The sequence below is a fragment of the Maribellus maritimus genome, assembly GCF_022267315.1.
Classification (GTDB): domain Bacteria; phylum Bacteroidota; class Bacteroidia; order Bacteroidales; family Prolixibacteraceae; genus Draconibacterium; species Draconibacterium maritimum.
This window is the reverse complement of sequence record NZ_JAIKLE010000020.1, coordinates 72155-98468: the sequence shown is the minus strand read 5'-3', so window position 1 is coordinate 98468 and position 26314 is coordinate 72155. Positions and strand designations below refer to the sequence as shown.

Sequence of the window (26314 nt, the reverse complement as noted above, 5' to 3'; positions counted from 1 at the left end):
TTTTTTTATAAAATTACTCTATGGTTTTAATTTGAGAACCTCGCTCCCTGCAAGTAAAAACGCCCCGGTTCCGTATACTTCCCAACTATCGGCAGTAAAATTTTTACGTGGGTCGGCACCAATAGGCTGCACCCAACCCACATGTCCGTCAGGTTGAATCAAAGAATTCATTCCAACCCATGCCTTTTCAACTGCCGGTAAATATTTTTCTTTGTCCAGAATACCATTATTAATTCCCCAGGCAAGTGCATAGGTATAAAAACCTGAGCCACTGGCTTCGCCTCCGGGATAAGCATCCGGATCCAATAAACTGGCTCTCCACAAACCATCTTCTTGTTGAATTGAAACAATTTTTGCCGCCATTTCTTGGTAATTCTGAATATAGAAATCACGGGTTGGATAATCTTTTGGCAATTCCTGAAGTACTCGAACCAAACCTCCCATTACCCATCCGTTTCCACGCGACCAGAATATTTTCTCTCCATTACTTTCTTTTATCACCTCAATTCCTGGTTCGTCCCACTTGTAACGAATATCGCGGGCATACAAATGCTCCTCTTTGTCGTACAACAAATCGTAACACTCCTTAAAAAGCTTATCATTAAGTTTCAAATATTTATCATCATTTAAAGTCTCTCCCAGTTTTACAAAAGCAGCAGGACCCATAAAAAGTGCATCGCACCACCACCATGTACATTTCCTGATATCTTTTGTTTCGTAGGGTGTAGCCATAAACTCATCCATGGTTTCAACAAAAGGCTGAATCATTTTTCTGTCTCCGGAAACCCGGTACATGTCAATGTAAGTTTGACAAATAGCGTGGTCGTCTGCATGATGAAGCCGTGGTCCCGGTTTCCATTCGTTTGCCTCTCCCATTTCTACCATGGCCTTCCATATCTTTTTGGAGCCGGTTGTTTCGTACGCAGCAAAAACACCCGCATAAAATGCTCCGTTAGTCCAGTCATACAATTCATGTTTTGGATTTTTTAATTGCCAACTGAGTGCTTTTTTCATCGTTTTCTTTATGTACGAATCCTTAAAAAGCTTCTCATTACCTTCCTTTTGAGCAAATGCGGTTCCTGTTAAAATACAGAAAAAAAGTAGAGTTGTAATCAGTTTATTCATGTGAGTAATAATTAGTTTTAAATGTTGATTTATAATTTATTTTAATATTCTATACTGATTATAAACATTTTACAGGTGGTCAAAATGCACCTTAATTAACATTCTGACAAATGTATGCAATCGATTGCATTTTTCAAAATAAAAAAGAACGTAAACTTTATCTTATGAAATAAAATAAAAATCGGTGTGCTTTGGCGAAATTCAAATTAATCCTTATACTTGCAGCAAACAAAAATGATTATGTACACAAGATTCGGACATCACCGCCATCATGGGATTAACCAATCATCGGGTAGGCTGTAATTGTATTGTCCAATCTTAATTAAAGATATTTTACGGAAAGGCTTGCCAGGAAAGGCAAGCCTTTTTTATTTTCGGAGCCTCTGCAACCTCCTCAAAAGGAGAAACTTTTTGAAAAAACAAATTATTAGAAAATATAAAAATGGAAAACAGACTTAAAATTGCGATTCAAACAAAAGGAAGGTTAAACGAAGACTCGATGCAACTCATCAAAGAAACCGGGGTTTCGCTATCGATGGGAAGACGGACTTTGGTTGCTTCAGCCAAAAATTTCCCAATGGATGCCTTGTTTCTTCGCGACGATGACATTCCGCAAACCGTTGCCGATGGCGTTGCCGACATTGGTGTTGTGGGCGAAAACGAAATGCTCGAAAAAGAAGAAGACGTAGTTATTGTAAAACGCTTAGGTTTTAGCAAATGCCGCCTTTCTCTGGCCATTCCTAAATCGTTGGAATATACTGGACCTGAATTTTTCAACGGAAAAAAAATTGCTACCTCCTACCCCGTTATTTTGAAAAAATGGTTAACAGAAAACAATATCCAGGCTGACATTCACGTAATTACAGGTTCTGTTGAAATCGCCCCGGGAATTGGGCTAGCCGATGCAATTTTTGATATTGTAAGCTCAGGGTCAACACTTATCAGCAACCGTTTAAAAGAAGTGGAAGTAGTTATTCACTCGGAAGCTGTTCTGATTGCAACTCCAAATCTGGCAAAAGAAAAACAGGAAATTCTGGATGAATTTATCTTTCGCATGGAATCAGTTCAGCGTGCTGTTGGAAAAAAATATATTTTACTAAACTCGCCAAACAATAAAATTCAGGAAATTGCTGCACTTTTACCCGGCATGAAAAGCCCAACTGTTGTACCTTTGGCACAAGAAGGTTGGAGTTCGATGCATTCGGTAATTGCCGAAGATGATTTTTGGGAAATTATTGGAAAACTAAAAAAAGCCGGTGCAGAAGGAATTTTAGTGGTCCCGATTGAAAAAATGATTTTTTAAGAAGTTGAAAGACTCGAATCAGTCAATGTTACAAAGTATGGCTGTTTTTCATTTACATCAACAAAGACAAAACTTATGAAAACATTCATAAATCCGGATAAAAAAGACTGGCCCGAGATTTTGAAACGTCCGCTTATCGATGTTTCAGAACTTTACTCCAGGGTTCAGTCGGTTTTAAACGAAATAAAAAGCCGCGGTGATGAAGCACTTCGTGAATTCACCCAAAAATTTGACGGGGTGCAATTGGAATCATTTTCGGTTTCAGACGAAGAGATAAATGAAGCAGAACAACTGGTTGATATGGAACTAAAATCAGCCATCCAACTTGCTTCTGAAAATATATCGGGATTTCATGCGGCACAAAAAACCGAGTTAAAAAAACACGAAATAACTCCGGGTGTTACCTGCTGGCAAAAAGCAGTTGCCATCGAAAAAGTTGGATTGTACATTCCCGGTGGTACAGCGCCACTTTTTTCAACGGTTTTAATGTTAGCACTTCCGGCGCAGATTGCAGGGTGCCAAGAAATTGTTTTATGCTCTCCACCCAACAAAGAAGGAAAAATCCACCCGGCAATTTTGTATGCCGCCAAAGTTTCGGGTGTAACAAAAATTTTTAAATTGGGAGGTGTTCAGGCAATTGGGGCCATGGCTTACGGTTCTGAAAACGTTCCGAAAACCTACAAAATTTTTGGTCCTGGAAATCAATACGTAATGGCAGCCAAACAATTGGTTAGCATGAACAATGTTTCCATCGATATGCCAGCCGGCCCCTCGGAAGTTTTGGTTGTTGCCGATGAAACTGCAAATCCGGCTTTTGTTGCTTCCGATTTGTTATCGCAAGCAGAGCACGGTGTTGACAGCCAGGTGATTCTGGTTGCAAATTCAGAAGATTTAGTAACAAAAATTCAGGCAGAAATTCAAAAACAACTGGATAAATTACCACGAAAACAGTTTGCAGCAAAAGCGCTGGATAACAGCATGGCAATTGTAATAACCGACAAAAACGCGCAAGTCGATTTAATCAACGAATATGCACCGGAACACTTAATTATTTGCACAGCCGATTATATTGAAATGGCTGAAAAAATAAGTAATGCAGGTTCTGTTTTTCTGGGAAATCTTACACCTGAGAGTGCCGGAGATTATGCTTCGGGAACAAACCACACCTTGCCAACAAATGGCTGGGCGCGCTCCCACAGTGGTGTAAATCTCGACAGTTTTTTAAAAAAAATAACGTTTCAGGAAATTTCCGAAGAAGGGTTAAAAAATATTGGTCCGGCGATTCAAAAAATGGCGGCAGAAGAAGAACTTGAAGCGCACAAAAATGCGGTAACTTTACGATTAAAAAACTTAAACGGCTAAGGTTTCTTAGAACAAAAAATTGATAGTCAAAATAAGATGCTGAAATAAATTAGCACAACGACAGTTAATAAAGAACGTCATTCTGAACTGTTTCAAAAACTTTAAAAAACATAAACCAAAAATGCCAAAACAATGACTTAGTGGAGGCAAAACCAATAAATGAAAGATGGATTTAAGTAAATTACTTCGAAAAAATATAGCCGAATTAAAACCTTATTCGTCAGCAAGAGACGAATATGCCGGCGAAGCCATGGTTTTTCTCGACGCAAACGAAAACCCTTTTAACGAGCCATACAATCGTTATCCGGATCCCTTGCAAAGAGAGCTTAAACAAAAAATTTCAAAAATTAAGGACATAACTCCTGAAAATATTTTTTTAGGAAACGGAAGCGACGAACCTATCGATTTATTAATTCGCGCTTTTTGCGAGCCGGGAACCGATAATATTATAACTTTCAATCCAACTTACGGAATGTACGAGGTAGCAGCCGGCGTAAACAATGTAGAAGTAAAAAAAGTGTCGCTGACGGAGGATTTTGAAATCGATGTTGACGCGCTTCTCGAAACTGTAAATCCGAATACAAAACTGATTTTCCTTTGCTCCCCCAATAACCCGACAGGAAACAGTCTTGACGCAGAAAAAATTCAAAAGGTTATCGACGAATTTGACGGAATTGTGGTTCTGGATGAAGCGTACATTGATTTCGCTCCGGGAAAATCCTTTTTTCCAAAACTCAACGAAAATGCCAACCTCGTCATTTTGCAGACTTTTTCAAAAGCATGGGGAATGGCAGGAATTCGTTTGGGAATGGCCTTTGCGTCTGTTGAAATAGTGAGTATTCTGAATAAAATAAAATATCCGTACAACCTCAATATTCTAACGCAAACAAAAGCCTTGGAGCTGGTTGAAAAAAAGGAAGAAGTAAAAAAATGGGTAAAACTATTAATTGCCGAACGTGCTAAAATGGCTGATTTACTAAAGGGCTTCCCATTTGTAGTTCAGGTACATCCATCCGATGCAAATTTTCTGTTAATTAAAATGCACGATGCCAAAGGAATATATCACTATCTTGTTGAACGAGGGATAATCGTTAGAAACCGGTCGAATGTGCATCTATGTGATGATAGTTTACGAATTACAATTGGTTCCTCTTCAGAAAATGAAACTTTGTTAACAGCGTTTAAAGAATTAGTATAATTTGAAAAAGAGATAAAATCAGCATGAAAAAAGTACTTTTTATAGATCGTGACGGAACACTAAATTTTGAAACAGAAGACGAACAAATTGATTCGTTTTCGAAATTGGGATTTTTGCCCGGAGTTTTTCGGAATATGCATTTTATTCGTGAAAATCTCGACTACGATTTGGTGATGGTGACCAATCAGGATGGCTTGGGAACCGACTCTTTTCCTGAAGATACATTCTGGCCGGTGCATAATTTTATTCTGAAGGCTTTTGAAGGAGAAGGTGTTGTTTTTGATGATATTTGCATCGACAGAAGTTTTCCGCACGAGAATTTAAGTACACGAAAACCCGGCACCGGGATGCTGACAAAATACATGGAAGGCAATTATGATTTAGCCAACAGTTTTGTAATTGGCGACCGCTTGACCGACATCCAACTGGCAAAAAACCTGGGTGCCAAAGGAATTCTCATCAACGACGGTTCATTATCTGAAGAATTGGAAAAACAAGAATTGACCAATACTTGTGTATTAATCTCTGACGACTGGGATGATATTTACGCTTGTGTTGCCGCTCCTCAAAGAACAGCAACAGTAAAACGTACAACCAAAGAAACCGACGTTTTTGTTGAATTAAATCTTGATGGTTCGGGTGTTTCTAATATTTCAACAGGACTAAACTTTTTTGATCACATGCTGAATCAAATCGGACGGCACTCAGGCGCAGACCTGACGATTCAGGTAAAAGGCGATTTGGAAGTAGATGAACACCACACAATTGAAGACACAGGTTTGGCTTTGGGAGAAGCTTTTAAAAAAGCAATCGGCAACAAATTAGGCATGGAACGTTACGGTTTCTGTTTGCCAATGGATGATTGTCTGGCAATGGCAGCAATTGATTTTGGCGGCCGCCCCTGGTTAATTTGGGACACGGAATTCAAACGTGAAAAAGTAGGCGATATGCCCACTGAAATGTTTATGCACTTTTTCAAATCATTTTCCGATGCATCGCTTGCAAATTTGAATATAAAAGCGGAGGGAACAAATGAGCATCACAAAATTGAAGCTATTTTTAAGGCAGTGGCAAAAGCCATAAAAATGGCCATAAAACGAGATATTTTTAATTTTGAACTTCCTTCTACAAAAGGTGCATTATAATTTATTCCAACTGGAAAAAATTTGAAGAAAATGAATATGAATGCTATTTTAAATAAATAAAAATGGAAATACTTATTGGATTAGTAGCACTTATTGTCGCCATTTTAACATTCAAATTCAGTTTCTTCAGAAAACCGAAAGATGAACTGGAGCATTTAAAAATACAATTTAAAGCAACTCAGAATTTATCAAATAAGATACAGAATGAATTAACAATTTATATTAGCAAAAATAATGCGTCAAATGAAATTATATTTGGCGACATTACTTGTAGTAGATATTTATCGAAGATGAAAGAATCATCTGAAAAAAACTTGTCTGATAAATTATTTGACAACTTTGATGAACTAAAACTGACAAAACCAACCATCTTATCTATGACCAAAAGCCTCGAAGAACAATTTAATGCATTGCTGCAAGTTCAAACATTTATAGAATTAAAAAAAGATTAGAAATAATAAGACCGCGCTTCCACGGCCAAAAGCCCCTTATTGGGGTTTGGGGGCTTTCAGTTATGAAAACCATAAAACCACTTCGCGAGAAAAAAAACACAGCCATTCTGCTGATTCACTGTCCGGATAAACAGGGTATTCTGGCCACCGTTACCGAATTCCTGAATAAAAACCACGGGAATATTCTTTACCTCGACCAGCACGTTGATCGACAGGAAAAAATATTTTACATGCGGGTGGAATGGGAACTTGAAAATTTTGCCATCCCAAAAGAAAAAATCGGCGAATATTTCGACACTCTGATTGGAAAGCCACTTGAAATGTACTGGCGTTTGTATTTTGCTGATGAGATTCCACGAATGGCACTGTTTGTTTCAAAAATGCCCCATTGCCTTTTTGATATTCTGGCACGTTACACGGCAGGAGAATGGGATGTTGAAATTCCAATCATAATCAGCAATCATGAAACATTAAAACCTGTTGCTGAACGCTTTGGGATAGATTTTTACCATTTTCCTATTACAAAAGAAAACAAAGACGAACAGGAAAAAACAGAGCTTGAATTGCTAAAAAAACACAATATCGATTTTGTTGTTCTGGCGCGTTATATGCAAATTCTTTCTCCCGCGTTTGTTAAAAAATATCCGAATAAAATAATCAATATCCATCATTCCTTTTTACCTGCTTTTGCAGGAGCTAAACCTTATCATGCAGCACACCAGAGAGGGGTGAAAATTATTGGTGCGACCAGTCATTATGTTACTTCCGATTTGGATGCCGGCCCGATTATCGAACAGGATGTCACTCGCTGCAGCCATGTTGATACCATTCAAAAATTAATCCGGAAAGGTCGCGATTTAGAAAAAATTGTACTTTCGCAAGCAGTATATAAACATTTGCAACGAAAAATTCTTGTGTATAAAAACCGTACCGTTGTATTTAATTGATATGATATTTTTGTTTCGATGGAAAATATAATGAGTTTATACAGTTTTTTAGAAGATCACTCTTTAAAGGAGACATTCTTTCTTCTATTATTGACTGTTTTATCTCAAATTATAATTTTTAGTCTAAAGCGAAAAATAAGCAAAATCAGATTTTTAAAAAGCCTTTTTCTCACTTTAGTTCTTGTTTTTATTTATACCCAAATATTCACAAACATTAATCTTTTAACTCACATTATCTATTGGATATTTGTACTAAACATTAGTATTTCATTCTATTTTCCATTAATACATGAATTAGTTCTAACTAATATTATTGCAACACAGATAAAAGGAAAAAGGGGCAAGGAAATTTTTATACTCTATTATGTTTTTTATTTACCTGAGTCTTTCAAATACATTGATTGGGTATTCAGAACTCTTTTTTTATCCACTTCTGGAAAAATAATCTTCATAAAAAGGCTGGAAAGGAGTCTAGAACAATATGATTATAGACTATTAAGATTAAACAAATTAGCACTAAAATTAAATTTAACTGAAACAGAAAAAGACTATATTCTTCAAAACATCAGTCGGCATAATCTGAGTTTGGGAAACATAAAAAATGCTGAAAAATATGCTAACAAGATTCTAAGTAACTCCACAAAGAGTCATCTCCTTTCATTTGTTTATTATCAACAAGGAAAATTCAAAAAAGCAAGAGAAATTAATCATGAAATTATTTACAATTCAGAAGGAGAAAAAAATGAACTTTTTTTTACTGCATTAAATAATCATGCAGTCTTTGAAAGAAATTTCAACAATCCTATAACGGCAAAAAACTTTTATGAAAAAAATATTCAAAATGTCAAAAAATTAAAAAAGGAAATAACACACGTTGCTTTCCAGAATTTGATCGACATCTACCTCTTGGAAAATAACAAAAATGCATATAGTCTCTTTTCTGAATACAAGGAATCTTTCAAAAATGAATCTACAACCGATAAAATTAAAATCTTTGACTATGAAATAACTTATTATAGGCAATCCAATCAAATTGAAAAAATCCCTTCAATTCTAAAAGATTTCGAACTACATCATTTAACGAAAACGGATGATTTAGAATACTTTATAGGCATATCCCATCTATTAAAAATTGCAATAATCAACAATATTGATTATCTAGATTACTTCATTAAAATCATAGATAACATTTTTGAAATAATAAGAAATAATTCCAGAATTGAGGCTCTCTTTTTTTTCATGGACTTTTTTGATTTATTGAAAAGTATTAGAAATCAAATTCCCAAAATTTATCTTCAAAGTTTATCCATTATTTCTTCCTTCATTAACTCTGAAAAAATAACTCTTATCAATTATTTTGAAAAAATCCCAGTTGAATGTATTAATCATCGATGTTTTAATCTTCGAAAATTAGGAGAAGTTGAAAGAATTGATTACTCCTTAAGACAATTAGATCTTCAAGGGGTAGAGAATAAAATACAAAGGCTCGAAGAGGCATTACAAATATATGAAGAATATAAAAATGAATTGGAGGCAATTTTTACTCTTTTTGAATCATTAAATAATTTAATTGAATTTCAGACTCATTTTTCACAAAAAAACTTTTCATCGCTAATTCAAATACAGAAAAGAAACTACGATGCAGCCAAAATTATCATTGCCAAATTAGAAAATTCGCCCCACAAATTTCGATTTGAATTAGAATTATCATATTATGCGTTTATCTTTAAAGAGATAGATTTTTCACATCAACTATATGAAAACTTTATTAAAAGTAAAATTAGTATCAACCACTTTGAGAAGCCATTGCAAGATTATTACTATTTTTTAAAAAGAAATTTTAATCATTAAGTCTCATGAAGAAATATTTATTATTTGTCTACATCATTTTAGGTCTATCAGCAAATGCACAAATTACCAGTATTCCTCAAAAAGAAATTCCTGAAGATTACGGGTATATTGTAAAAATCGGGCAACAAATGCCTGAAATTGAATTTCAGCTAACCGATGGCAGTAGTGTAAAAACATCCGATTTAAAAGGCAAAGTTATTATGCTTCAGTTTACGGCCAGTTGGTGTGTTGTTTGCCGAAGAGAAATGCCGCATATCGAAAGTAAAATCTGGCAAAAACATAAAAACAACGAAAATTTTGCACTCTATGGAATTGACATGGACGAGCCATTGGAGAAAGTTAAACAATTTGAGAAAGACATTAAAATTACCTATCCGCTTGCCTTAGATCCGGGCGCTGAAATTTTTTACAAATTTGCCGCTCAGGGTGCCGGAGTCACACGAAATGTAATCATCGATAAAACTGGTAAAATTGTTTACATGACACGGCTTTACAAAGAAGATGAATTTAACGAGATGGTGGAAGTAATTGATTTATTATTAAAGAGCTAAGTCATAATAAAAAACACCTCGTGGAACCAATAATCGACCACATCACTGTAACTGTAAAAGATTTAAAAGTAGCAGAACCTTTTTATGACAAGTTTCTGCCTGTTTTAGGATTTAACCTGAGGCACAAACACAAAGGAACAGTTGCTGCACACGAATTTGATGTTGTTGAATACGGGCATTCCCGATTGCTGTTTGCAATTGTCTCGCCGAGAAATATTTTTAAAAACGAAACCATTCACCGAAGGAAACCAGGTTCGTTGCATCATTTGGCTTTTAAAGCCAAATCACGCGAAGAAGTGGACAACCTTTATTTGAAAATAAAAGAAACCGGAGCAAATATAGTTGATGAACCCAAATTTTACCCTCAGCATGGTAAAAGTTACTATGCACTTTTCTTTAAAGACTTGGAGGGGATAAAATACGAAATCGTATACGAAGAAGGGCGAGTTATATAACTTGTAGGAAAAACAACGCAGAAATTAAGGAACAATGAACATCGTAATAATAAAATACAACGCAGGAAACATTGAATCGGTAAATAACGCGCTGAATCGCTTGAATGTAAATGCTGAAATCACTGCTGAGCCGGAAAAAATCAGAAATGCCGACAAAGTTATTTTCCCAGGAGTTGGCGAGGCCAGTACAACCATGAATTATCTAAAAAAGCGGGGGCTTGACAAACTGATTGTTTCGCTAAAACAACCCGTTTTGGGAATCTGTTTAGGCTTGCAACTGATGTGCTCACATTCCGAAGAAAACGATGTAGAATGCCTGGGAATTTTTGAAGAAAAAGTAAAACGTTTTATTCCCAATCCCGGTGAAGAATTTATTACAAAAGTTCCGCACATGGGATGGAATTCAATTTCAAACCTTAAGAGTTCACTTTTTACGAATGATACTGAAAACCAATATGTGTATTTTGTCCACTCGTATTATGCGAGCATTGGCGAACACACTGCAGCAACATGTAACTACATTGTTCCTTTTAGCGCTGCACTTCAAAAAAATAATTTTTATGCCACCCAGTTTCACCCGGAAAAAAGTGGAACAATTGGAGCAAAAATTCTGGAAAACTTTTTAAAAATTTAATCGTAAATTTCGGCATGGATAGACTCACAATCATAAAAGTTGGTGGAAAGGTTGTAGAAGAACCCGAAACGTTAAGTGCATTACTCGACCAATTTTGTAGCATCTCGGGAAACAAAATCTTGGTTCACGGAGGAGGACGCTCGGCTACACAAATAGCGGCCAAACTAGGTATTGAAACTAAAATGGTGGACGGTAGGAGAATTACCGACAAAGAAACGCTGGAAGTTGTAACAATGGTATACGGCGGACTGGTAAACAAAAAAATCGTGGCCGGGTTACAGGCTCGTGGTTGTAACGCTATCGGATTAACCGGTGCCGATTTAGACTTAATCCATGCTCACAAAAGGCCGGTAAAAGACATCGACTATGGCTTTGTCGGCGATGTAGATGACGTAAATTCAGACGAACTCCGGCTTCTGATAAACGAGAATGTTACACCTGTTGTTGCCCCGTTAACTCACGACGGGAAAGGAAATTTGCTTAACACAAATGCAGATACAATCGCTTCGGAGATTGCTATGGAGTTTGCCCGTTATTATTCGGTTTATCTCTTTTATTGTTTTGAAAAAAAAGGAGTTTTACTCGATGCAAAAAATGAAAACAGCATTATTTACGATTTAGATTATAACCTCTTCAAAAAATGCCAATCAGAGGGGATAATAAAAGAAGGAATGATACCTAAACTTGACAACGGATTTAGAGCAAAAAAAAGTGGAGTAAAGGAAGTTTTAATCACAAATCACGAAAATATTTCAAGCGGAAGAGGAACAAGGCTTATTTAAACTAACAAACTTCTCATTTGTTAATTTCATAAAATAATCTCACAAAATATAAAAACATATGTTCATTTTTATTGAAAAAATGAACTAATATTGAAAATATTAGTTTAAATTGTTAGTTTAGGGCAAGAAAAATTCAATTTAGCTTGAATTTTCAAAAATACTAGACCGTTTATATTGAGGAGGTTATTGTGGCGAAAATTTTAGAAGAAAAATGTGAAATGTGCTCAAAACTAAAATCCGGATGTTGCAAGGGATGTTTTGAGGAAGATGATAAGAGTATTTTTGTCGGTTTGACAGACAAAGAATTGGACTTTTTAACTGATGGCAAACAACAAATAAGATACAACCCAGGAGAAACAATTGTAAAACAAAATACAACATCAACTTTTGTAGTTTGTGTCCGCGAAGGTTTAGCAAAGTTGTATGTGGAAGGAATCAAAGGGAAAAACTCGATTGTTCGTTTAATTTCAAAACATGATTTTGTCACAGGAGGAGGATTATTTAACGGAAACATTCAAAAATTTACCATCTCAGCAGTTACGCCAGTTGTTTGTTGTCTTATAGATTCTTCAAAGCTTGTAAAGCTATTTGGAGAGAACAACCAATTTGCAGTGGAAATGCTGCGATTCCATATCAAACAAAATAATTACCTGCTAAATAAATTGGTAAACCAAACTCAAAAATATATGCCCGGTCGTGTGGCAGATACCTTGTTATATTTAAAAAACGAAGTATTTGGAGATAGTACGTTCTCCATACCTTTAACACGACAGGAATTAGCAGAAATGTCGAATATGACCAAGGAAAGCTTTGTTCGTATTTTACAGGAATTTAAGAGCTCCGAATTTATAAAAACAAACGGGAATGAATTCCAAATATTAAACGAAAGTGCGTTATTATCTGTAAGCAAAAACGGATAGTTGATATTTATCAATCTGCATTTCATTTTATATCAACAACCTCAATTTGATATATCACCACCAAGCGTGTAAAACAGATTCAATTCTAAAGTATTTTTACTACCAAAATATTGTGAAAATTGAATTTTAATATCAAATCTATCTAATTATGAAATGCTCATCAACTTTAAAACTTATTCTGTTTGGCTTTATTTGTGCTTTTTTAGCTTCCTCGTGTGTTAAAGAAGGCCCAATGGGACCTGCTGGTGCAGACGGACAGGACGGAGCCGACGGCAGTGATGGCCGTGACGGAGTTGACGGAAATGTTACTTGTTTGGTCTGCCACGCAAGTGAAAACATGGAATTAAAAAAAGGAGAATTTGCAATGTCGGCACATAGTGTTGGTGCAATTGCAGTTGATTATGCCGGCGGTCGGGCAAGTTGTGCGCCTTGTCATTCACACGAACAATTTGTACAAACCATGACTGTTGGTTTTGTTGCTGGTGATATCACAAACCCAAGTGCCTGGCAATGCAGCACATGTCACGGCTTACATAAAACATTCGAAGGCATCGACTATGCTTTAAGATCATCTGATCCGATTGTCGCAAACTTTGATAATGAGGTAACAATGGATTTGAATGGTAACAGCAATTTGTGCGCCGTTTGCCACCAATCAAGAACAGCACCACCGGTTGATGAAGATCAGTATGACCGAAATGGAGCTCTGGTAGATGCAGCTGATAATGGATTATATGCCATAACCAGCACCCATTACGGACCTCATCACGGAGCACAATCAAATGTAGTTTATGGAACAGGCTTTGCTGAAATAGAAGGTGATGTCGCATATCCGGATGCAGGAACAGCTAAACACCTGGCACAGGCTTCTTGTACAGGATGCCACATGGCGGAATTCGATATGGCTGAAGCCCAAGGAGGCCACAGTTTCATTCCAAGTCTGACAGCTTGTAATGATTGCCATGGCACCAACCTTGATGATTTCAATTATGGTGGAGTAAGAACTGAAATTGAAAATCTGTTGGAAGAAATAAGAGACCAGCTTATTGCCCTTGACGTTGTAGAATATGTAGAAGCAGATGAAGCTTATGAACCCAAAACAGGTGCATATCCGATAATCCAGGTGGAAGCTTTTTTTAATTGGATTGGTTTGGAAGAAGACCGCAGCATGGGTGCGCACAATCCACAATATGTAAAAGCATTGCTGCTAAATACCAAACAAGCACTTGAAGAAGAATTACTGGCTCATGAATAAAAACCTGATAATATACAAAAAAAGACTTCTTTTTTTCAGAAGTCTTTTTTTTAAAAATTGACAAAATGAAATCATTAAAATATTTATTCACAATTGTTTTAATTGCTTTATTCTTTGTTGGATGTAAATATGATTTTATTGTTCCAGAAGAAGTTCCGGTAATAGATCCGGATGATCCGGATGCTGAGGAAATTTCATTTTCAGCAGATATAATCCCAATTTTTGAAAGCAAATGCGTTGCCTGTCACACAACAGGGAAGCAACTTCCCGATTTATCAGCAGCAAACGCTTTTTCTTCGCTGAACAGCACAAGGTATATCAACTCTACACCGGAAGAAAGTCTGATTTATACAAGACCAAATCCTGACAACACTGATTCTCATCCAAAATACTCAGAAACCGAGGCTGTTTATGTCTTAGGTTGGATTCAGCAGGGAGCAAAGAATAACTAATAAATTATAGAACAAGAATTATGAAAAAACATATATTGCTTCTTTTTATTTTAGGAATTGTTATTAGCAATTCTTTTGCACAGGAGGAAGAAAAAGATCAGCCGGTAACCAATCCTTTTGAAAGCGGAGTTCTAATTGACGCACAAACAACAGTAATTCCTGATGCCAGAACACTGGAATTTATCATCCAACACAAATTTGGCAGCATGGACAACGGAACCTCCGATTTATGGGGAATTTATGCACCCGGAGCAAATGTAAGATTAGCTTTAAATTATATTCCTGTTAAGAATTTGCAAATTGGAATCGGGCAAACAAAGAAAAACATGTATACCGATTTTAATGCCAAATGGACCATTTTCAAACAAACAGAAAAAAATACAATACCCGTGTCCGTTGCATTATATGGATCGGCAGCAATCGACGGCAGGGACGTAAATACTTTGGAAACAGGACAAGTTGTTTCCTCTAAAGGAGAAACACAACCAAAGTCAATCAAATTTGATGACCGGCTTTCGTATTATTCACAGCTTATAATTGGTCGCAAATTTAACGATTGGCTGTCAATCCAGGCAGGAGCAAGTTTCACTCATTATAATATGTCAGGATGGGATTATAACCACGATATAATCGGAGCTCACTTGAACGGAAGAATAAAATTCTCACCACAGGGGTCATTGATTTTCACCTATGATCATCCTTTAAAAATTAAGGATATCTCAGAACAATGGACGTGGGATACACATCCTAAGCCAAACCTTGCATTTGGTGTTGAAATCTTCACATTTACACATGCCTTTCAGATATATGTAGGAACTGCGGATGGAATTATCCCTCAAGATATCATGATGTATAATCAAAAGGACTGGAAAGATAAAGGGCTTGCCATTGGTTTTACCATTACGCGGTTATGGATGTTCTAAAAAAATAATTATAGCAAAATAATTTTGTTGAAGGATGGTAATATCAAATAAATGATATTACCATTTTTTAAAAAGCACGAAAAAGAAATTTTTATTAAATCTAACGAAATAAGACATATAGAACGATTACACAAAACCGTTATCAAAAACGAAAAAAACAATCAATTTAAATATATACCGATGAATAATCGTCTTTTTTTATTTATTATTTTGTATTGTGCATCATTATCTTTAAAGGCACAATATTATGATGATCCTGAAAATCATCAGTGTTTGAAATGTCATTCTAATCAAACCTACAGTTTTCACAACGACCTAATGGATACTGAGGAAAAAAGGTTAATGAACCCCTATTACATATTAGACACGATTGCTCTAAAAAACGGAGTTCACAGTGTTTTTGATTGTACTGACTGTCACTCCTATGAGTACACCAGCTATCCTCATCCTGCGAATGTAAAACTTGAACCCTTAGCTACCTGCCTCGACTGCCACGGAGGAGATGAATCATTTGCCACTTACCAATTTGAAAGAATACAGGAAGAGTTTCAAAAAAGTGTACATTATCAGGTATACGGCGACAATTTCACCTGCTCAAAATGTCACAGCCAGCATACTTACGCAACAACGGCACGTACCAGCAGCAGCGTGTTGGAAATAGTGGAATACAGCAATAACATGTGTTTATCGTGCCACAACGACATGAAAAAATACTCACTGGTAGCAGGACACGAAAATCCCGAGATTGTGGATATCCACAATTGGTTACCTAATCAGGAGCTACATTTTCAACATGTCAGGTGTATAGAATGTCATACTCAGGTAGCCGACAGTTTAATGGTTTCCCATAATATTCTTGAAAAAGAACTCGCGGTTCGCAAGTGTGCTGAATGTCATTCTGCTAATTCAAAACTAAAGGCATCTCTTTACAAATATCAGAATCTTCAGCAAAGAGCAGAAGACGGTGGGGTGTTAGGTGTTTTATCTAACGATTCATATGTAATTGGTACCCATCAGCTTCCGCTACTTAAAGTTTTAAGTATTATTATCTTTCTTGCAGCAATGGCGGGAATTATCACTCACTTAATTTTCAGGATATTAAAAAAATAATTGATATGGAATCAGACAAAAAAATATATTTCTATCCAAAATGGTTAAGAATCTGGCATGGTATTAATGCAATTGGAATAATTCTTCTGATTTTTTCAGGGATCTCAATGAATTCAGGAGTTGAGAATAATTTTATCGGCTTTAACGCAATTGTAAATATCCACAACTATGCCGGTGTAATCGTTTCAATAAACTACTTGTTGTTTTTATTGGGAAATTTGTTTACCAACAACAAAAAGTCTTACATTGTAAAACCCAAAGGTTTTCTTAAAAGGCCTATGAAACAGGCATATTATTATGCATGGGGAATGTTCCATGGAATGAAAGCTCCCTACCCTCTTTCAGAAAAAAGAAAATTTAATCCGCTTCAAAAATATTCATATATTATTGTAATGTACATGGCTGTTCCTTTGGTAATCGTCAGTGGTTTTGCACTGTTATATCCGGAAACGATTATCGACAGAGTATACAATATCAGTGGTGTATTTTTAACGGCCATCCTGCATTCTGCCATGGGATTTTTTATTTCTATCTTTCTTATCATCCATTTATATGTTGCGTCAATTGGCAAAAATCCAATAGAAAATTTCAAAAGTATTGTTAGTGGATGGCACCATGTATAAAATAGAAAAATAGCGTTCTTTCAGATAAGGATTTAAAATAGTAACACCATTTGTTACTCTGGACACTTTTTTCAGGGAAAAACAGAAATGTAAAAAAGAAAAACAAATACAAAACAGATCAAGTTCAGAAGTCTTGATAAATAAGAAAAACACAAATAATTGCGAACAAAAGAAATAAAACATAATCTCATAATAATCAACCATATATAGAAATTATATAAATAAAGGACAACTGTTGAAATATTAGGTATTTTTCACCAAATTGCATTTCGCAAACCAATTGTAAACGACTAAAAAACAGATACTATGAAACTACCATCGTCTGTAAAAAACTGGCTCTCGATAACAGGTGCACTTTTAGCACTATTTAACCTCGCCTCCATACTGTCGTTAACAATTCTCAATTATTTTTTTGGGTTTGGAGGATCTTATATAGGGCTATTTATATTTATCGTCCTGCCCGGATTTATGGTAATTGGACTGATTTTGATCCCGGTTGGAATGAGAATCAACCGCAACAAGGCAAAAAGAGCAAAACGCCAGGGAAAAGTTCTGAGTTGGCCAATAATTGATTTTAATAATACTGCAACCAGAAATGCATCAATAATTTTTGTAATCGGCAGTGTATTCTTATTAATAATTTCTTCTATAGGAAGTTATGAAGCATTTCATTACACGGAATCGGTTGAATTTTGTGGAAAACTTTGCCATCAGGTTATGGAACCAGAGTATACAACCTACCATGGTTCCTCACACGAACGGGTTGCATGCGTTGAGTGCCACGTTGGTTCAGGTGCCAGTTGGTATGTAAAAAGTAAATTATCAGGTTTATACCAGGTTTATTCTGTTTTGGCAAAAAAATATCCACAACCTATTCCTACTCCAATTGCGAATTTAAGACCTGCCCAAGAAACATGTGAGCAGTGCCATTGGCCAGATAAATTTTACGACAGAAAATTAAGAATCAAGCATTCTTTCCTTTCCGATGAAGAGAACACAGAAAGAATAATAAAACTGCAAATCAAAACCAGCAATAAAATAGTTGGCGGAATTATTGAAAAAGGTATTCACCAACACATCAGTCCTGATGTAAAAATTGAATATAAAACATCAACCGACAATCGACAGATCATTCCCTGGGTAAGGTACACAAATCTGAAAACAGGAGAAACAGAGATTTATACAGATGCTGAAAATATGCTCTCCAAGGCACAATTAGACTCACTTGAAACACGGTCAATGGATTGTTTGGACTGCCACAACCGTCCATCACATAATTATAATGCGCCGCAAAATTTTATTGATGAATCTTTGGCCGAAGGAAAGATATCGAAAACTTTACCCAGTATCAAATTGGTTGCAATGCTGGCACTAAACCAGGAATATCCTGATAAAGACAGTGCCTTTGAAGCCATTGAAGCGCAGGTTACCGAATGGTACGAATCGAGTTACCCTGAGGTTTTTGAAAACAGAAAGGCTGATATTAATAATGCGGTTGCTGAAATTCAAAACGGATATGCAAATAACATCTTCCCTTTTATGAAGGTCAATTGGAAAGAATATCCAAACAACATCGGGCACATGGAATCAGACGGATGTTACCGTTGTCATAACGACAGACATGCGAATGAATCGGGAAAAGTAATTTCAAAAGACTGTAACCTGTGTCATAATATTTTAGCGCAAGGAACAAAAGACAGTATGCAATACGCAAATTCTTTTACACCTCTGGTCTTTGAGCACCCGGCTGACATTGGAGATGCCTGGGAGACAGAGCTGTGTACAATGTGTCACACAGCACTCTACTAGATAAAATTGAAAAATTATTTATATTTAAAACAAACTTGGAACGCAATTTGAAAAAGTAATATTAATCTTTAAAGAATATCATTATGAAGTACAAAAAATTGATGTTTTTACTGGGACTGGCGATTTTCTTTAGCTCAGCGGCAATGGCTCAGAACTATAAGTACATTGGTGCTGCAAAATGTAAGATGTGTCACAACAAACCAGATAAAGGAGAGCAATTCAACAAATGGGAAGCCGGACCTCATGCTAAAGCCATGGAAACTTTAAAAGGTGACGAAAAAAATGATCCGAAATGTTTAAAATGCCATTCAACTGCTGCAAGCGTGGATAAAAGCCTGGTTGCGACAATTAAAGTTGATGAAGGCGTATCATGCGAATCGTGTCACGGACCGGGCAGTATATATAAATCGGCTGCTATCATGAAAAATCAAAAGCTCGCTTTATCAAAAGGAATGATTATGCCAACTGAAGAAGTTTGCATTCAATGCCACAATGACGAAAGCCCAACTTTTAAAGGCTTTAATTACGATGAGTATGTAGCCAAGATTGCTCATGACGATCCTACAACAAATTAATTCCTATTTCCAATAAATCAGAGAATAAAAAATTCCTTTGTTGGTTCAACAAAGGAATTTTTTTGGACTGTACATTCGTCACAAGCATATTCTTTTCTCATTTCATATTACTAAAATGTTTAAATAAGTTCCATCAAATAATTTTTGAAAAAGACCAAAAAATCTGATATTCGCTAAATCTTAATTACAAAATACGTCAGGAAATTATGAAGAAATTTGTTTCATTCCTTTTTTCAATGCTATTTACAGGCATTCTAATTGTAATTTTTGCTGTTGCAATTGCTTACGCCACTTTTGTGGAAAATGACTTTGGTACAATTACAGCCAAAATTTTAATATACAATTCCAAATGGTTCGAGGTGTTGCTTATTATACTCTGCATAAATATTATAGGTAGCGCTTTTAAATACAAACTTTTTAGCAAAAAGAAGTGGACCATTTTATTATTTCATATCGCTTTTGTTGTCATCATCATTGGCGCAGCAATAACGCGTTATCATGGCTTTGAAGGCATGATGCATATAAGGGAAGCAAGCTCATCCAATACAATAATTTCAGACTTTGCAGTAATTAAAATCCTGGCTACCAATGGCAATCAAGTTGCTGAGACAGAAAAAGAAGTTAAGTTTTCGCCTTACACGGCAAACCGGTTTTCTGAAACAATAGAAATCGGTGGAAAAAAAATAAACGTTAAAAATTTGCTTTATGTGACATCGGCGATGGAAACAGTGGTAATCGATCCCAGCGGAGGACCTGTTGTATCCGTTATGGCAGTTGGAGAAGGAATGCAACGAACCGATTTTAATTTACAAGAAGGAAATACTAAAGTACTAAATGGAAATAAGATAGGTTTTAACACCCCGGGGCCTGATGTTAATGTCAACTTCAAAATAAAAGACGGCAAGCTGTTTCTCTTGTCAACTGACTCTGTTTCAGTCTCTCAAATGATGCAAACGGATTCAGAAAATCACGCCGCAGGAGAAGAAATAGAGATCAGCACTCAAAATGCCTACTCTGCCGGAAATCTGACATTTGCTGTCAAACAATTTCTAATGAACGGTAAAACTCAATTGGTTTATTCTCAACCTCAGCAAGGGATTCCGGTTACAGATGCGTTGCAAATACAAGTTACTGCAGGAGGTGTTTCCAAAGACCTGATAGTGTATGGTAAAAAAGGAGAAGTTGGCGAGCTGTATTCAACAAACATCAACGGAATTGATATTTCAGTTTCGTATGGCTCCAAAATAATTGAAATACCATTCTCAATTTATCTTGAAGACTTTCAATTGGAGAGATATCCTGGCTCAAACAGCCCGTCTTCCTATGCAAGTGAGGTGGTTTTAAAAGACGGAAGTTTCGAAATGCCTTTCCGTATTTATATGAATAATATTCTAAAATACAATGGATACCGATTTTTCCAGTCATCATACGATACGGATGAAAAAGGAACAGTACTTTCCGTTAACCACGATGCTTTAGGCACGGGAGTAACCTACTTGGGATATCTGATAATGGCATTGGGTATGGTTTTAACATTACTTAATAAAAACAGCCGGTTTAAGACGCTGGTCCAAACATCTGCAAAATTGAGAGAAGAAAGAAAAAAATTGTTTGCCATTCTTATTTTGGGATTTGTTTTTGCATTTAACACAAATGCACAGTCAGTCGCAAACAGAGAGCTAAACGATGAACACGTATCAGCATTTGCCGAACTTGTTGTTCAAAGCCGTCAGGGGCGTGTGGAGCCCGTTTCTACACTGGCTTCTGAAATCTTGCGTAAAGTAGCTAAAAAGAACAGCTGGGAAGGAATGTCGCCAACTGAAGTTTTTCTGGATATGCAGGCAAATCCGGAAAAATGGAAATCAGAACCTGTTATAAAAGTTGCAAACCCTGAATTAAGAAGAATGTTAGGTGCAACAGGTAAATATGTTTCGTTTAATATGATTGTTGCTCCACGCGAAATGGGCGGCTATAAACTCAGTTCGATGGTTTCTGCTGCTTATGCCAAAAGCAGCAACCAACGCAACAAACTTGATAAAGAAGTTATGAATGTTGACGAACGGGTAAATATATTAATGGGAGTTTTCAGCGGTGATTTCCTTAACATTTTCCCGGTTCCCGGTCATGACAACCACAAATGGGTTTCGCTCAACCATTTAGATGAGATGACAGAAAAAGATGCTTCATTTGCTCAAAATACCATTTCTGCCTATTTGGGTGCAGTAAAACGTTCCGACTGGGCTACCGCAAATCAACTGTTAGAAAATCTAAAAAATAACCAGCAGCAATTTGGCTCGCACATATTACCGGCAAAAACAAAAATAAACCTGGAAATCTTATACAACAACCTTAATATTTTTGGGAAACTATCCAAGATATTTATGTTTACCGGACTGATACTGCTTATTCTCCAGTTGATAACCTTGTTTAACCCAAAAATTAAGTTCAAAAGCCTGAGACGAATAGCCGTTGTTTTTATTCTCCTCTTATTTCTGGCAGAAACTGCCGGTTTGGGAATTCGCTGGTATATTTCGGGCCATGCACCATGGAGCAACGGTTATGAATCAATGATTTTTATTAGCTGGGCCACGTGTCTTGGCGGATTGATTTTTGCAAATCGTTCTGAAATTACACTATCGCTGACAACAGTCCTTTCAGGTTTGGCGCTGATGGTTGCCGGGATGAGCTGGATGAGCCCGGAAATCACAAATCTTGTTCCGGTTCTTAAATCTTATTGGCTGATTGTTCATGTAGCAATAATTACATCCAGTTATGGTTTTCTCGGAATAGGAGCTTTGCTCGGATTATTAAACCTCATCCTTATGATTTTTAGAAACAAAAACAATCTGGCAAGGATAAATTTCACCATTAGAGAATTAGTAAATATTATACAAATTACTTTAATGATAGGCCTTTTATTACTTACAGTCGGTTCTTTTTTAGGTGGTGTTTGGGCAAACGAATCCTGGGGAAGATACTGGGGATGGGATCCTAAAGAAACGTGGGCTTTGGTCACAGTTTTGGTTTATACTTTTATTGGCCACATGCACAGAATACCCGGATTTAAAGGAAATTTTACGATGAGCGCCGCAGCCTTACTCGGGATTAGTTCGGTACTGATGACCTATTTTGGTGTCAATTATTATCTATCAGGACTACATTCTTACGCACAAGGTGAAGCCGCTCCGATTCCGGCAGGTGTTTACGTTGCTGTTGCCATTGTATTTGTAATTATTGTAGCTGCTTATTTTTCCGAAAAAACATCAGAACAACAGACTAAAAATTAACAAAGTATAGAATAACCAACAGAAACCGGAGACGCAGAAAACGCTTCCGGTTTTTTTAGCCAAAAAATTTACTAATAACTTTAAAAAGATTTTCCTTTTTTATAGGTTTGGTAACATAAGCATCACAACCGGCATCCAGGGCTTTTTCTTCATCGCCAGCCAATGCAAACGCGGTTTGCGCCACAATTATAATATTACTGTTAATTGATTTGATTCTTTTTGTGGCTTCGTAGCCATCCATTAAAGGCATCTTAATATCCATTAAAATCAAATCAATATCCTTGTTACTTTTGCAAATCTCAACCGCTTCAATCCCGTTTGACGCAAAAAGAAGATTTTTACATCGGGCTCTGAATAAAGTTTCCATGTACATTTTTCCTATCCTGTCGTCTTCAACAACAAGTATATTTATATCCTTCATTCCATCCATTACATCCTTATTTTTGAAATCTGGCTTCTGCTTTTCTACCGTTACTTTCTCAGATCTTTGAAGAGGAAAAGATACATAAAACTTACTTCCTTTTCCTAGATTTGACGTTAATTTTATTCTTCCCTTTAACATTTCGACATAGGCTTTCGTTATCGATAGTCCAAGTCCGGCACCTTCATATGGTTTTGTTGTGCTTAAATCTGCCTGTACAAAACGATCAAAAATAGTTTTTTGGTACTCTTTTCCAATACCAATACCTGTGTCCTCAACCAAAAATCCGATGATTCCATCCTTAACCTCAAAGCCATATTCCACCCTTCCTTTGTCGGTGTATTTAATAGCATTCTTTATGAGATTGGTTAAAACGGCTATCAGTTTCTCCCTGTCTGTCTTATAGTTGAAACCTGTCAGGCTGTTGTCTTTTTTATAAATAAGTTCAAGCCCCTTTCTCTCTGTTTCCGGCTTAAAGAAATAGTATAAGTATTCCAGTTGTTCGTTGACATTTATTTTGGATAACTTTACATCAATCATCCCCGCTTCAATCTTCGAAATATCTATCAAATCATTGATGGTACTCAACATTCGGTGTCCGCTGCTTTCAATTATCTGCACAAATTGTTGCCTTTCATGAAAGGGCAGTGTGGGCGTCTTTAATAAATCAGCAAATCCAAGAATACCATTCATAGGAGTTCTTATTTCATGACTCATGTTGGCAAGGAATGCTGACTTTAAACGATCGCTTTCTTCAGCTTTTTCCTTAGCCAAAACCAGTGCTCCAACCATTTTCTTTCGTTCTGTTATATCGGTATGTATTCCAATCATTCTTAAGGCGGCTCCACTATGCTCTCTGGAGATTACTTTCCCCCGATCTAGAATCCACTTATAACTGCCGTCCTTACATCGTAACCGGTGTTCATTGACATATTCCCTGGCGCCTCCATCCAAATGACTTTTTAAATCTTCAAGTGCTTTTTCCAGGTCTTCGGGGTGGACTCTTTTTTCCCATTCCTCAAAATTATTCTCAATCTCCGAGGGTTTGTATCCAAGCATCACTTTCCATTGGTCGGAAAAAATCACCTTATTATTTATAATATCCCAGTCCCACACTCCGTCACCGGCACCTTCCAGAGCAAATTTCCATCTTTCATTGCTAATATTTAACTCTCGCTCTCTTTCTCGGAGTTTCTTTTCCGTATTTTTTATTTCAGATATATCCAACAATGAGGCTACGCTTTTATTGGTTCCCTGAATAACATCAATAAAAAGGTGAATGTTCTTTTCCTTTTTATTTGCATCTAAAAACCTAAATTCGTATTCATTTAAAGCTTTCCCCTCACTTGTTCTTCTTGACTTATGTTGCTGAACCATTGATTCCAGATCTTCCTGAACTACAAAATCCATCCATTTCTTTCTGTTTTGGATTTGAGTTAAAGGTAATGCTGCCAACTCGGCAAATTTTGAATTGCAAAGTGAAATAGTCCCGTCATTTTCAAGGATACAAGTTGCTGATCCTGTATTCTCAAAAACAGTACGATACTTTTCTTCACTTTCCTTTAATCGCTTGTTGATTTTCATCTTTTCCGTCACATCGGTTACGAGCCCGATAGCGCCCGTAATTTTGCCAGCAGTATTTTTTACAGGAGATACTTTGACCGAAAAATAGTTATTATCATGTTGTGTTTCCAGTGCTAAATGCTTACCACCCAAAACCCGGATATGTTTATCAATCATCGGATGTTCCGGATCATCGGTTTTATAATATTCATACAAGGTTTGTCCTACAACCTCATCGGGCTTTAATCCAAATTTATCAAGTCCAAGCCCCTTTGACAATGTAAATATCAAATTTTCATCAATTACATAAATAATTCCATCCAGGTTATTTGTGGCTGCCCTTAAACGCTCCTCATTTTCTTCCAGTCTTTTTCTTATTTCATATTCCTTCGTAACATCTCGGAAAACCAAAACAACCCCCTTGATTTCCCCCCCTGAATCGGTAATCGGTGCAGCAGAGTCTGATATCTGATATTCCGCTCCGTTTTTCGAAATCAGTTTGGTATGATTAGCCATACCCACAATTTGACCGGAACTTATAACTCTCTCTACCGGATTTTCTATCGTTTCTTTTGTTTTTGCATTGACAATATGAAAAATTTCACTTAAAGGCCTACCCTTTACCTGTTCCAATTTCCATCCTGTTATCGATTCTGCAACAGGATTCATTCGTATAATATGTCCTTCTAAATTGGTAGAAATAACAGCATCTCCAATCGAATCGAGTGTGATTCTCAGATTTTCTAAATTTTCCCGAAGAGCTGATTCAGCCATCTTTCGATCCGTTATATCTCTTACCATAACGTGCCTCGCCTTCCGACCATTAAAAATTAATGCATGCGATATTATTTCGACATGTAATAATTGTCCGTTTTTCGTCAAATGTCTCCACTCTCCTGCTTTATTGTAGACTTTATAAGTTCTTTCGACGTCATCTAATAAAGCTTCGATATCTTCCCGAGGTCTTATATCCTTTATAGTCATGGAAAGAAATTCATCTTTACTGTATCCGTAGTGCTCAATGGCTGCCCGGTTCACCATTAAAAATTTCAATGTTTCGAGATCGTAGATCAACATGGGCTGAGGATTATTCTCGAACATATAACGATAACGTTTCTCACTTTCCTGAGATATCTCTATTGTTCTTTCTACAGCGTTCTGTTTTCCACTTCTGCTTTTAAAAAGGATATTAACCAAAGCAACACACTCTACTCCGGTAAAAGATTTTGACAGAAAAGCATCAACTCCTGCACCCAATAAGCTTTTTAAGGCTTTCTCATCGCTATCGTAATTTAAAACTACAACCGGTGTATCTTTAAAGGCGACAGCATTTTTTAGCCGAATACACTCTTCTACAGAATTTGCACTTTTAAATTGGCTTGCTAAAAAAATTAAATCAGGAGCTTCAATGTTTTCCGAATCAAACAGCTCTGTCATCTTTCTGTATGAAAAAAAGCTTAAATCAGGAAATGCCTTTTTCAAAATACTTTCTAAGTATAAAGCGTCTGATTCCTTTAAACCAACTGAAGAAAAGTTTCTCATAATCCCCTGTAAAAAGAAAATAAAACCCC

General features: G+C 36.4%; 22 protein-coding genes. 20 read left to right on the top strand and 2 right to left on the bottom strand.

Going from position 1 to position 26314, the window contains the following annotated elements; all coding sequences use genetic code 11:
* Nucleotides 1–18: 18 nt before the first annotated feature.
* Nucleotides 19–1125: a glycoside hydrolase family 88/105 protein gene (locus K5G00_RS17725; RefSeq protein WP_238767522.1), complete on the bottom strand. Its 1107-nt coding sequence runs from the start codon at nucleotides 1123–1125 to the stop codon at nucleotides 19–21.
* 442 nt (nucleotides 1126–1567) lie between these two features.
* Between K5G00_RS17725 and hisG the strand changes: the two genes are divergently transcribed.
* The 20 genes from hisG to ccsA all read left to right on the top strand — a co-directional run bounded on the left by hisG (nucleotide 1568) and on the right by ccsA (nucleotide 22759).
* On the top strand, nucleotides 1568–2428 hold the full coding sequence (gene hisG / locus K5G00_RS17720; protein WP_238767521.1) for an ATP phosphoribosyltransferase: 861 nt from the start codon (nucleotides 1568–1570) through the stop codon (nucleotides 2426–2428).
* Nucleotides 2429–2503: 75 nt separating this feature from the next.
* Complete coding sequence (hisD, locus tag K5G00_RS17715; RefSeq protein WP_238767520.1) at nucleotides 2504–3790, top strand: histidinol dehydrogenase; 1287 nt, start codon at nucleotides 2504–2506, stop codon at nucleotides 3788–3790.
* 166 nt (nucleotides 3791–3956) lie between these two features.
* Nucleotides 3957–4988 (top strand): histidinol-phosphate transaminase, encoded by a 1032-nt coding sequence (gene hisC, locus K5G00_RS17710; RefSeq protein WP_238767519.1) that lies wholly within the window; start codon nucleotides 3957–3959, stop codon nucleotides 4986–4988.
* A 23-nt stretch (nucleotides 4989–5011) separates the two neighbouring features.
* A complete protein-coding gene (hisB, locus tag K5G00_RS17705; RefSeq protein WP_238767518.1) occupies nucleotides 5012–6133 on the top strand; it encodes a bifunctional histidinol-phosphatase/imidazoleglycerol-phosphate dehydratase HisB in 1122 nt (373 codons plus the stop codon).
* A 62-nt stretch (nucleotides 6134–6195) separates the two neighbouring features.
* Nucleotides 6196–6585: a hypothetical protein gene (locus tag K5G00_RS17700; protein ID WP_238767517.1), complete on the top strand. Its 390-nt coding sequence runs from the start codon at nucleotides 6196–6198 to the stop codon at nucleotides 6583–6585.
* A 62-nt stretch (nucleotides 6586–6647) separates the two neighbouring features.
* Nucleotides 6648–7532: a formyltetrahydrofolate deformylase gene (gene purU, locus K5G00_RS17695; protein WP_238767516.1), complete on the top strand. Its 885-nt coding sequence runs from the start codon at nucleotides 6648–6650 to the stop codon at nucleotides 7530–7532.
* A gap of 18 nt (nucleotides 7533–7550) precedes the next feature.
* Nucleotides 7551–9383, top strand: coding sequence for a hypothetical protein (locus K5G00_RS17690; RefSeq protein WP_238767515.1), 1833 nt, complete (start codon nucleotides 7551–7553; stop codon nucleotides 9381–9383).
* Between the two features lie 5 nt (nucleotides 9384–9388).
* Nucleotides 9389–9934, top strand: coding sequence for a TlpA family protein disulfide reductase (locus tag K5G00_RS17685; RefSeq protein WP_238767514.1), 546 nt, complete (start codon nucleotides 9389–9391; stop codon nucleotides 9932–9934).
* Nucleotides 9935–9954: 20 nt separating this feature from the next.
* Nucleotides 9955–10389: a VOC family protein gene (locus K5G00_RS17680; protein WP_238767513.1), complete on the top strand. Its 435-nt coding sequence runs from the start codon at nucleotides 9955–9957 to the stop codon at nucleotides 10387–10389.
* Between the two features lie 34 nt (nucleotides 10390–10423).
* Nucleotides 10424–11023, top strand: a complete 600-nt coding sequence (gene hisH / locus K5G00_RS17675; protein ID WP_238767512.1) for an imidazole glycerol phosphate synthase subunit HisH — start codon at nucleotides 10424–10426, stop codon at nucleotides 11021–11023.
* A gap of 14 nt (nucleotides 11024–11037) precedes the next feature.
* Entirely contained in the window at nucleotides 11038–11805 is a 768-nt protein-coding gene (gene argB / locus K5G00_RS17670; RefSeq protein WP_238767511.1) for an acetylglutamate kinase, read from the top strand.
* Between the two features lie 218 nt (nucleotides 11806–12023).
* A complete protein-coding gene (locus tag K5G00_RS17665; RefSeq protein WP_238767510.1) occupies nucleotides 12024–12725 on the top strand; it encodes a Crp/Fnr family transcriptional regulator in 702 nt (233 codons plus the stop codon).
* A gap of 148 nt (nucleotides 12726–12873) precedes the next feature.
* Entirely contained in the window at nucleotides 12874–13980 is a 1107-nt protein-coding gene (locus tag K5G00_RS17660) for a collagen-like protein (RefSeq protein ID WP_238767509.1), read from the top strand.
* A gap of 65 nt (nucleotides 13981–14045) precedes the next feature.
* A complete protein-coding gene (locus tag K5G00_RS17655) occupies nucleotides 14046–14432 on the top strand; it encodes a hypothetical protein (RefSeq protein WP_238767508.1) in 387 nt (128 codons plus the stop codon).
* A gap of 20 nt (nucleotides 14433–14452) precedes the next feature.
* Entirely contained in the window at nucleotides 14453–15355 is a 903-nt protein-coding gene (locus K5G00_RS17650) for a DUF5777 family beta-barrel protein (RefSeq protein WP_238767507.1), read from the top strand.
* Between the two features lie 180 nt (nucleotides 15356–15535).
* Complete coding sequence (locus K5G00_RS17645; RefSeq protein WP_238767506.1) at nucleotides 15536–16465, top strand: cytochrome c3 family protein; 930 nt, start codon at nucleotides 15536–15538, stop codon at nucleotides 16463–16465.
* 5 nt (nucleotides 16466–16470) lie between these two features.
* Nucleotides 16471–17088 (top strand): cytochrome b/b6 domain-containing protein, encoded by a 618-nt coding sequence (locus K5G00_RS17640; protein ID WP_238767505.1) that lies wholly within the window; start codon nucleotides 16471–16473, stop codon nucleotides 17086–17088.
* Nucleotides 17089–17394: 306 nt separating this feature from the next.
* Nucleotides 17395–18897, top strand: coding sequence for a NapC/NirT family cytochrome c (locus K5G00_RS17635; protein WP_238767504.1), 1503 nt, complete (start codon nucleotides 17395–17397; stop codon nucleotides 18895–18897).
* A gap of 83 nt (nucleotides 18898–18980) precedes the next feature.
* Nucleotides 18981–19472 (top strand): cytochrome c family protein, encoded by a 492-nt coding sequence (locus tag K5G00_RS17630; protein WP_238767503.1) that lies wholly within the window; start codon nucleotides 18981–18983, stop codon nucleotides 19470–19472.
* A gap of 206 nt (nucleotides 19473–19678) precedes the next feature.
* The gene (gene ccsA / locus K5G00_RS17625; protein ID WP_238767502.1) at nucleotides 19679–22759 is read left to right on the top strand and encodes a cytochrome c biogenesis protein; all 3081 of its coding nucleotides are present in this window, start codon (nucleotides 19679–19681) and stop codon (nucleotides 22757–22759) included.
* Between the two features lie 55 nt (nucleotides 22760–22814).
* On the opposite strand, the gene K5G00_RS17620 is transcribed toward ccsA, so the two are convergent.
* Nucleotides 22815–26180 carry a PAS domain S-box protein gene (locus tag K5G00_RS17620; RefSeq protein ID WP_238767501.1) on the bottom strand — a complete coding sequence of 1122 codons (3366 nt, stop codon included), beginning with the start codon at nucleotides 26178–26180 and terminating at the stop codon, nucleotides 22815–22817.
* Nucleotides 26181–26314: the final 134 nt, after the last annotated feature.

What these genes read in the sequence shown, in the direction of transcription:
- ccsA (WP_238767502.1), top strand. Translation starts at nt 19,679, where the DNA reads ATGAAGAAATTTGTTTCATTCCTTTTTTCAATGCTATTTACAGGCATT.
- K5G00_RS17685 (WP_238767514.1), top strand. Translation starts at nt 9,389, where the DNA reads ATGAAGAAATATTTATTATTTGTCTACATCATTTTAGGTCTATCAGCA.
- K5G00_RS17620 (WP_238767501.1), bottom strand. Translation starts at nt 26,180, where the DNA reads ATGACAGAGCTGTTTGATTCGGAAAACATTGAAGCTCCTGATTTAATT.
- K5G00_RS17655 (WP_238767508.1), top strand. Translation starts at nt 14,046, where the DNA reads ATGAAATCATTAAAATATTTATTCACAATTGTTTTAATTGCTTTATTC.
- K5G00_RS17725 (WP_238767522.1), bottom strand. Translation starts at nt 1,125, where the DNA reads ATGAATAAACTGATTACAACTCTACTTTTTTTCTGTATTTTAACAGGA.
- hisB (WP_238767518.1), top strand. Translation starts at nt 5,012, where the DNA reads ATGAAAAAAGTACTTTTTATAGATCGTGACGGAACACTAAATTTTGAA.
- hisH (WP_238767512.1), top strand. Translation starts at nt 10,424, where the DNA reads ATGAACATCGTAATAATAAAATACAACGCAGGAAACATTGAATCGGTA.
- argB (WP_238767511.1), top strand. Translation starts at nt 11,038, where the DNA reads ATGGATAGACTCACAATCATAAAAGTTGGTGGAAAGGTTGTAGAAGAA.
- K5G00_RS17700 (WP_238767517.1), top strand. Translation starts at nt 6,196, where the DNA reads ATGGAAATACTTATTGGATTAGTAGCACTTATTGTCGCCATTTTAACA.
- K5G00_RS17690 (WP_238767515.1), top strand. Translation starts at nt 7,551, where the DNA reads ATGGAAAATATAATGAGTTTATACAGTTTTTTAGAAGATCACTCTTTA.
- purU (WP_238767516.1), top strand. Translation starts at nt 6,648, where the DNA reads ATGAAAACCATAAAACCACTTCGCGAGAAAAAAAACACAGCCATTCTG.
- hisG (WP_238767521.1), top strand. Translation starts at nt 1,568, where the DNA reads ATGGAAAACAGACTTAAAATTGCGATTCAAACAAAAGGAAGGTTAAAC.
- K5G00_RS17650 (WP_238767507.1), top strand. Translation starts at nt 14,453, where the DNA reads ATGAAAAAACATATATTGCTTCTTTTTATTTTAGGAATTGTTATTAGC.
- K5G00_RS17630 (WP_238767503.1), top strand. Translation starts at nt 18,981, where the DNA reads ATGAAGTACAAAAAATTGATGTTTTTACTGGGACTGGCGATTTTCTTT.
- hisC (WP_238767519.1), top strand. Translation starts at nt 3,957, where the DNA reads ATGGATTTAAGTAAATTACTTCGAAAAAATATAGCCGAATTAAAACCT.
- K5G00_RS17645 (WP_238767506.1), top strand. Translation starts at nt 15,536, where the DNA reads ATGAATAATCGTCTTTTTTTATTTATTATTTTGTATTGTGCATCATTA.
- K5G00_RS17660 (WP_238767509.1), top strand. Translation starts at nt 12,874, where the DNA reads ATGAAATGCTCATCAACTTTAAAACTTATTCTGTTTGGCTTTATTTGT.
- K5G00_RS17665 (WP_238767510.1), top strand. Translation starts at nt 12,024, where the DNA reads ATGTGCTCAAAACTAAAATCCGGATGTTGCAAGGGATGTTTTGAGGAA.
- K5G00_RS17640 (WP_238767505.1), top strand. Translation starts at nt 16,471, where the DNA reads ATGGAATCAGACAAAAAAATATATTTCTATCCAAAATGGTTAAGAATC.
- K5G00_RS17635 (WP_238767504.1), top strand. Translation starts at nt 17,395, where the DNA reads ATGAAACTACCATCGTCTGTAAAAAACTGGCTCTCGATAACAGGTGCA.
- hisD (WP_238767520.1), top strand. Translation starts at nt 2,504, where the DNA reads ATGAAAACATTCATAAATCCGGATAAAAAAGACTGGCCCGAGATTTTG.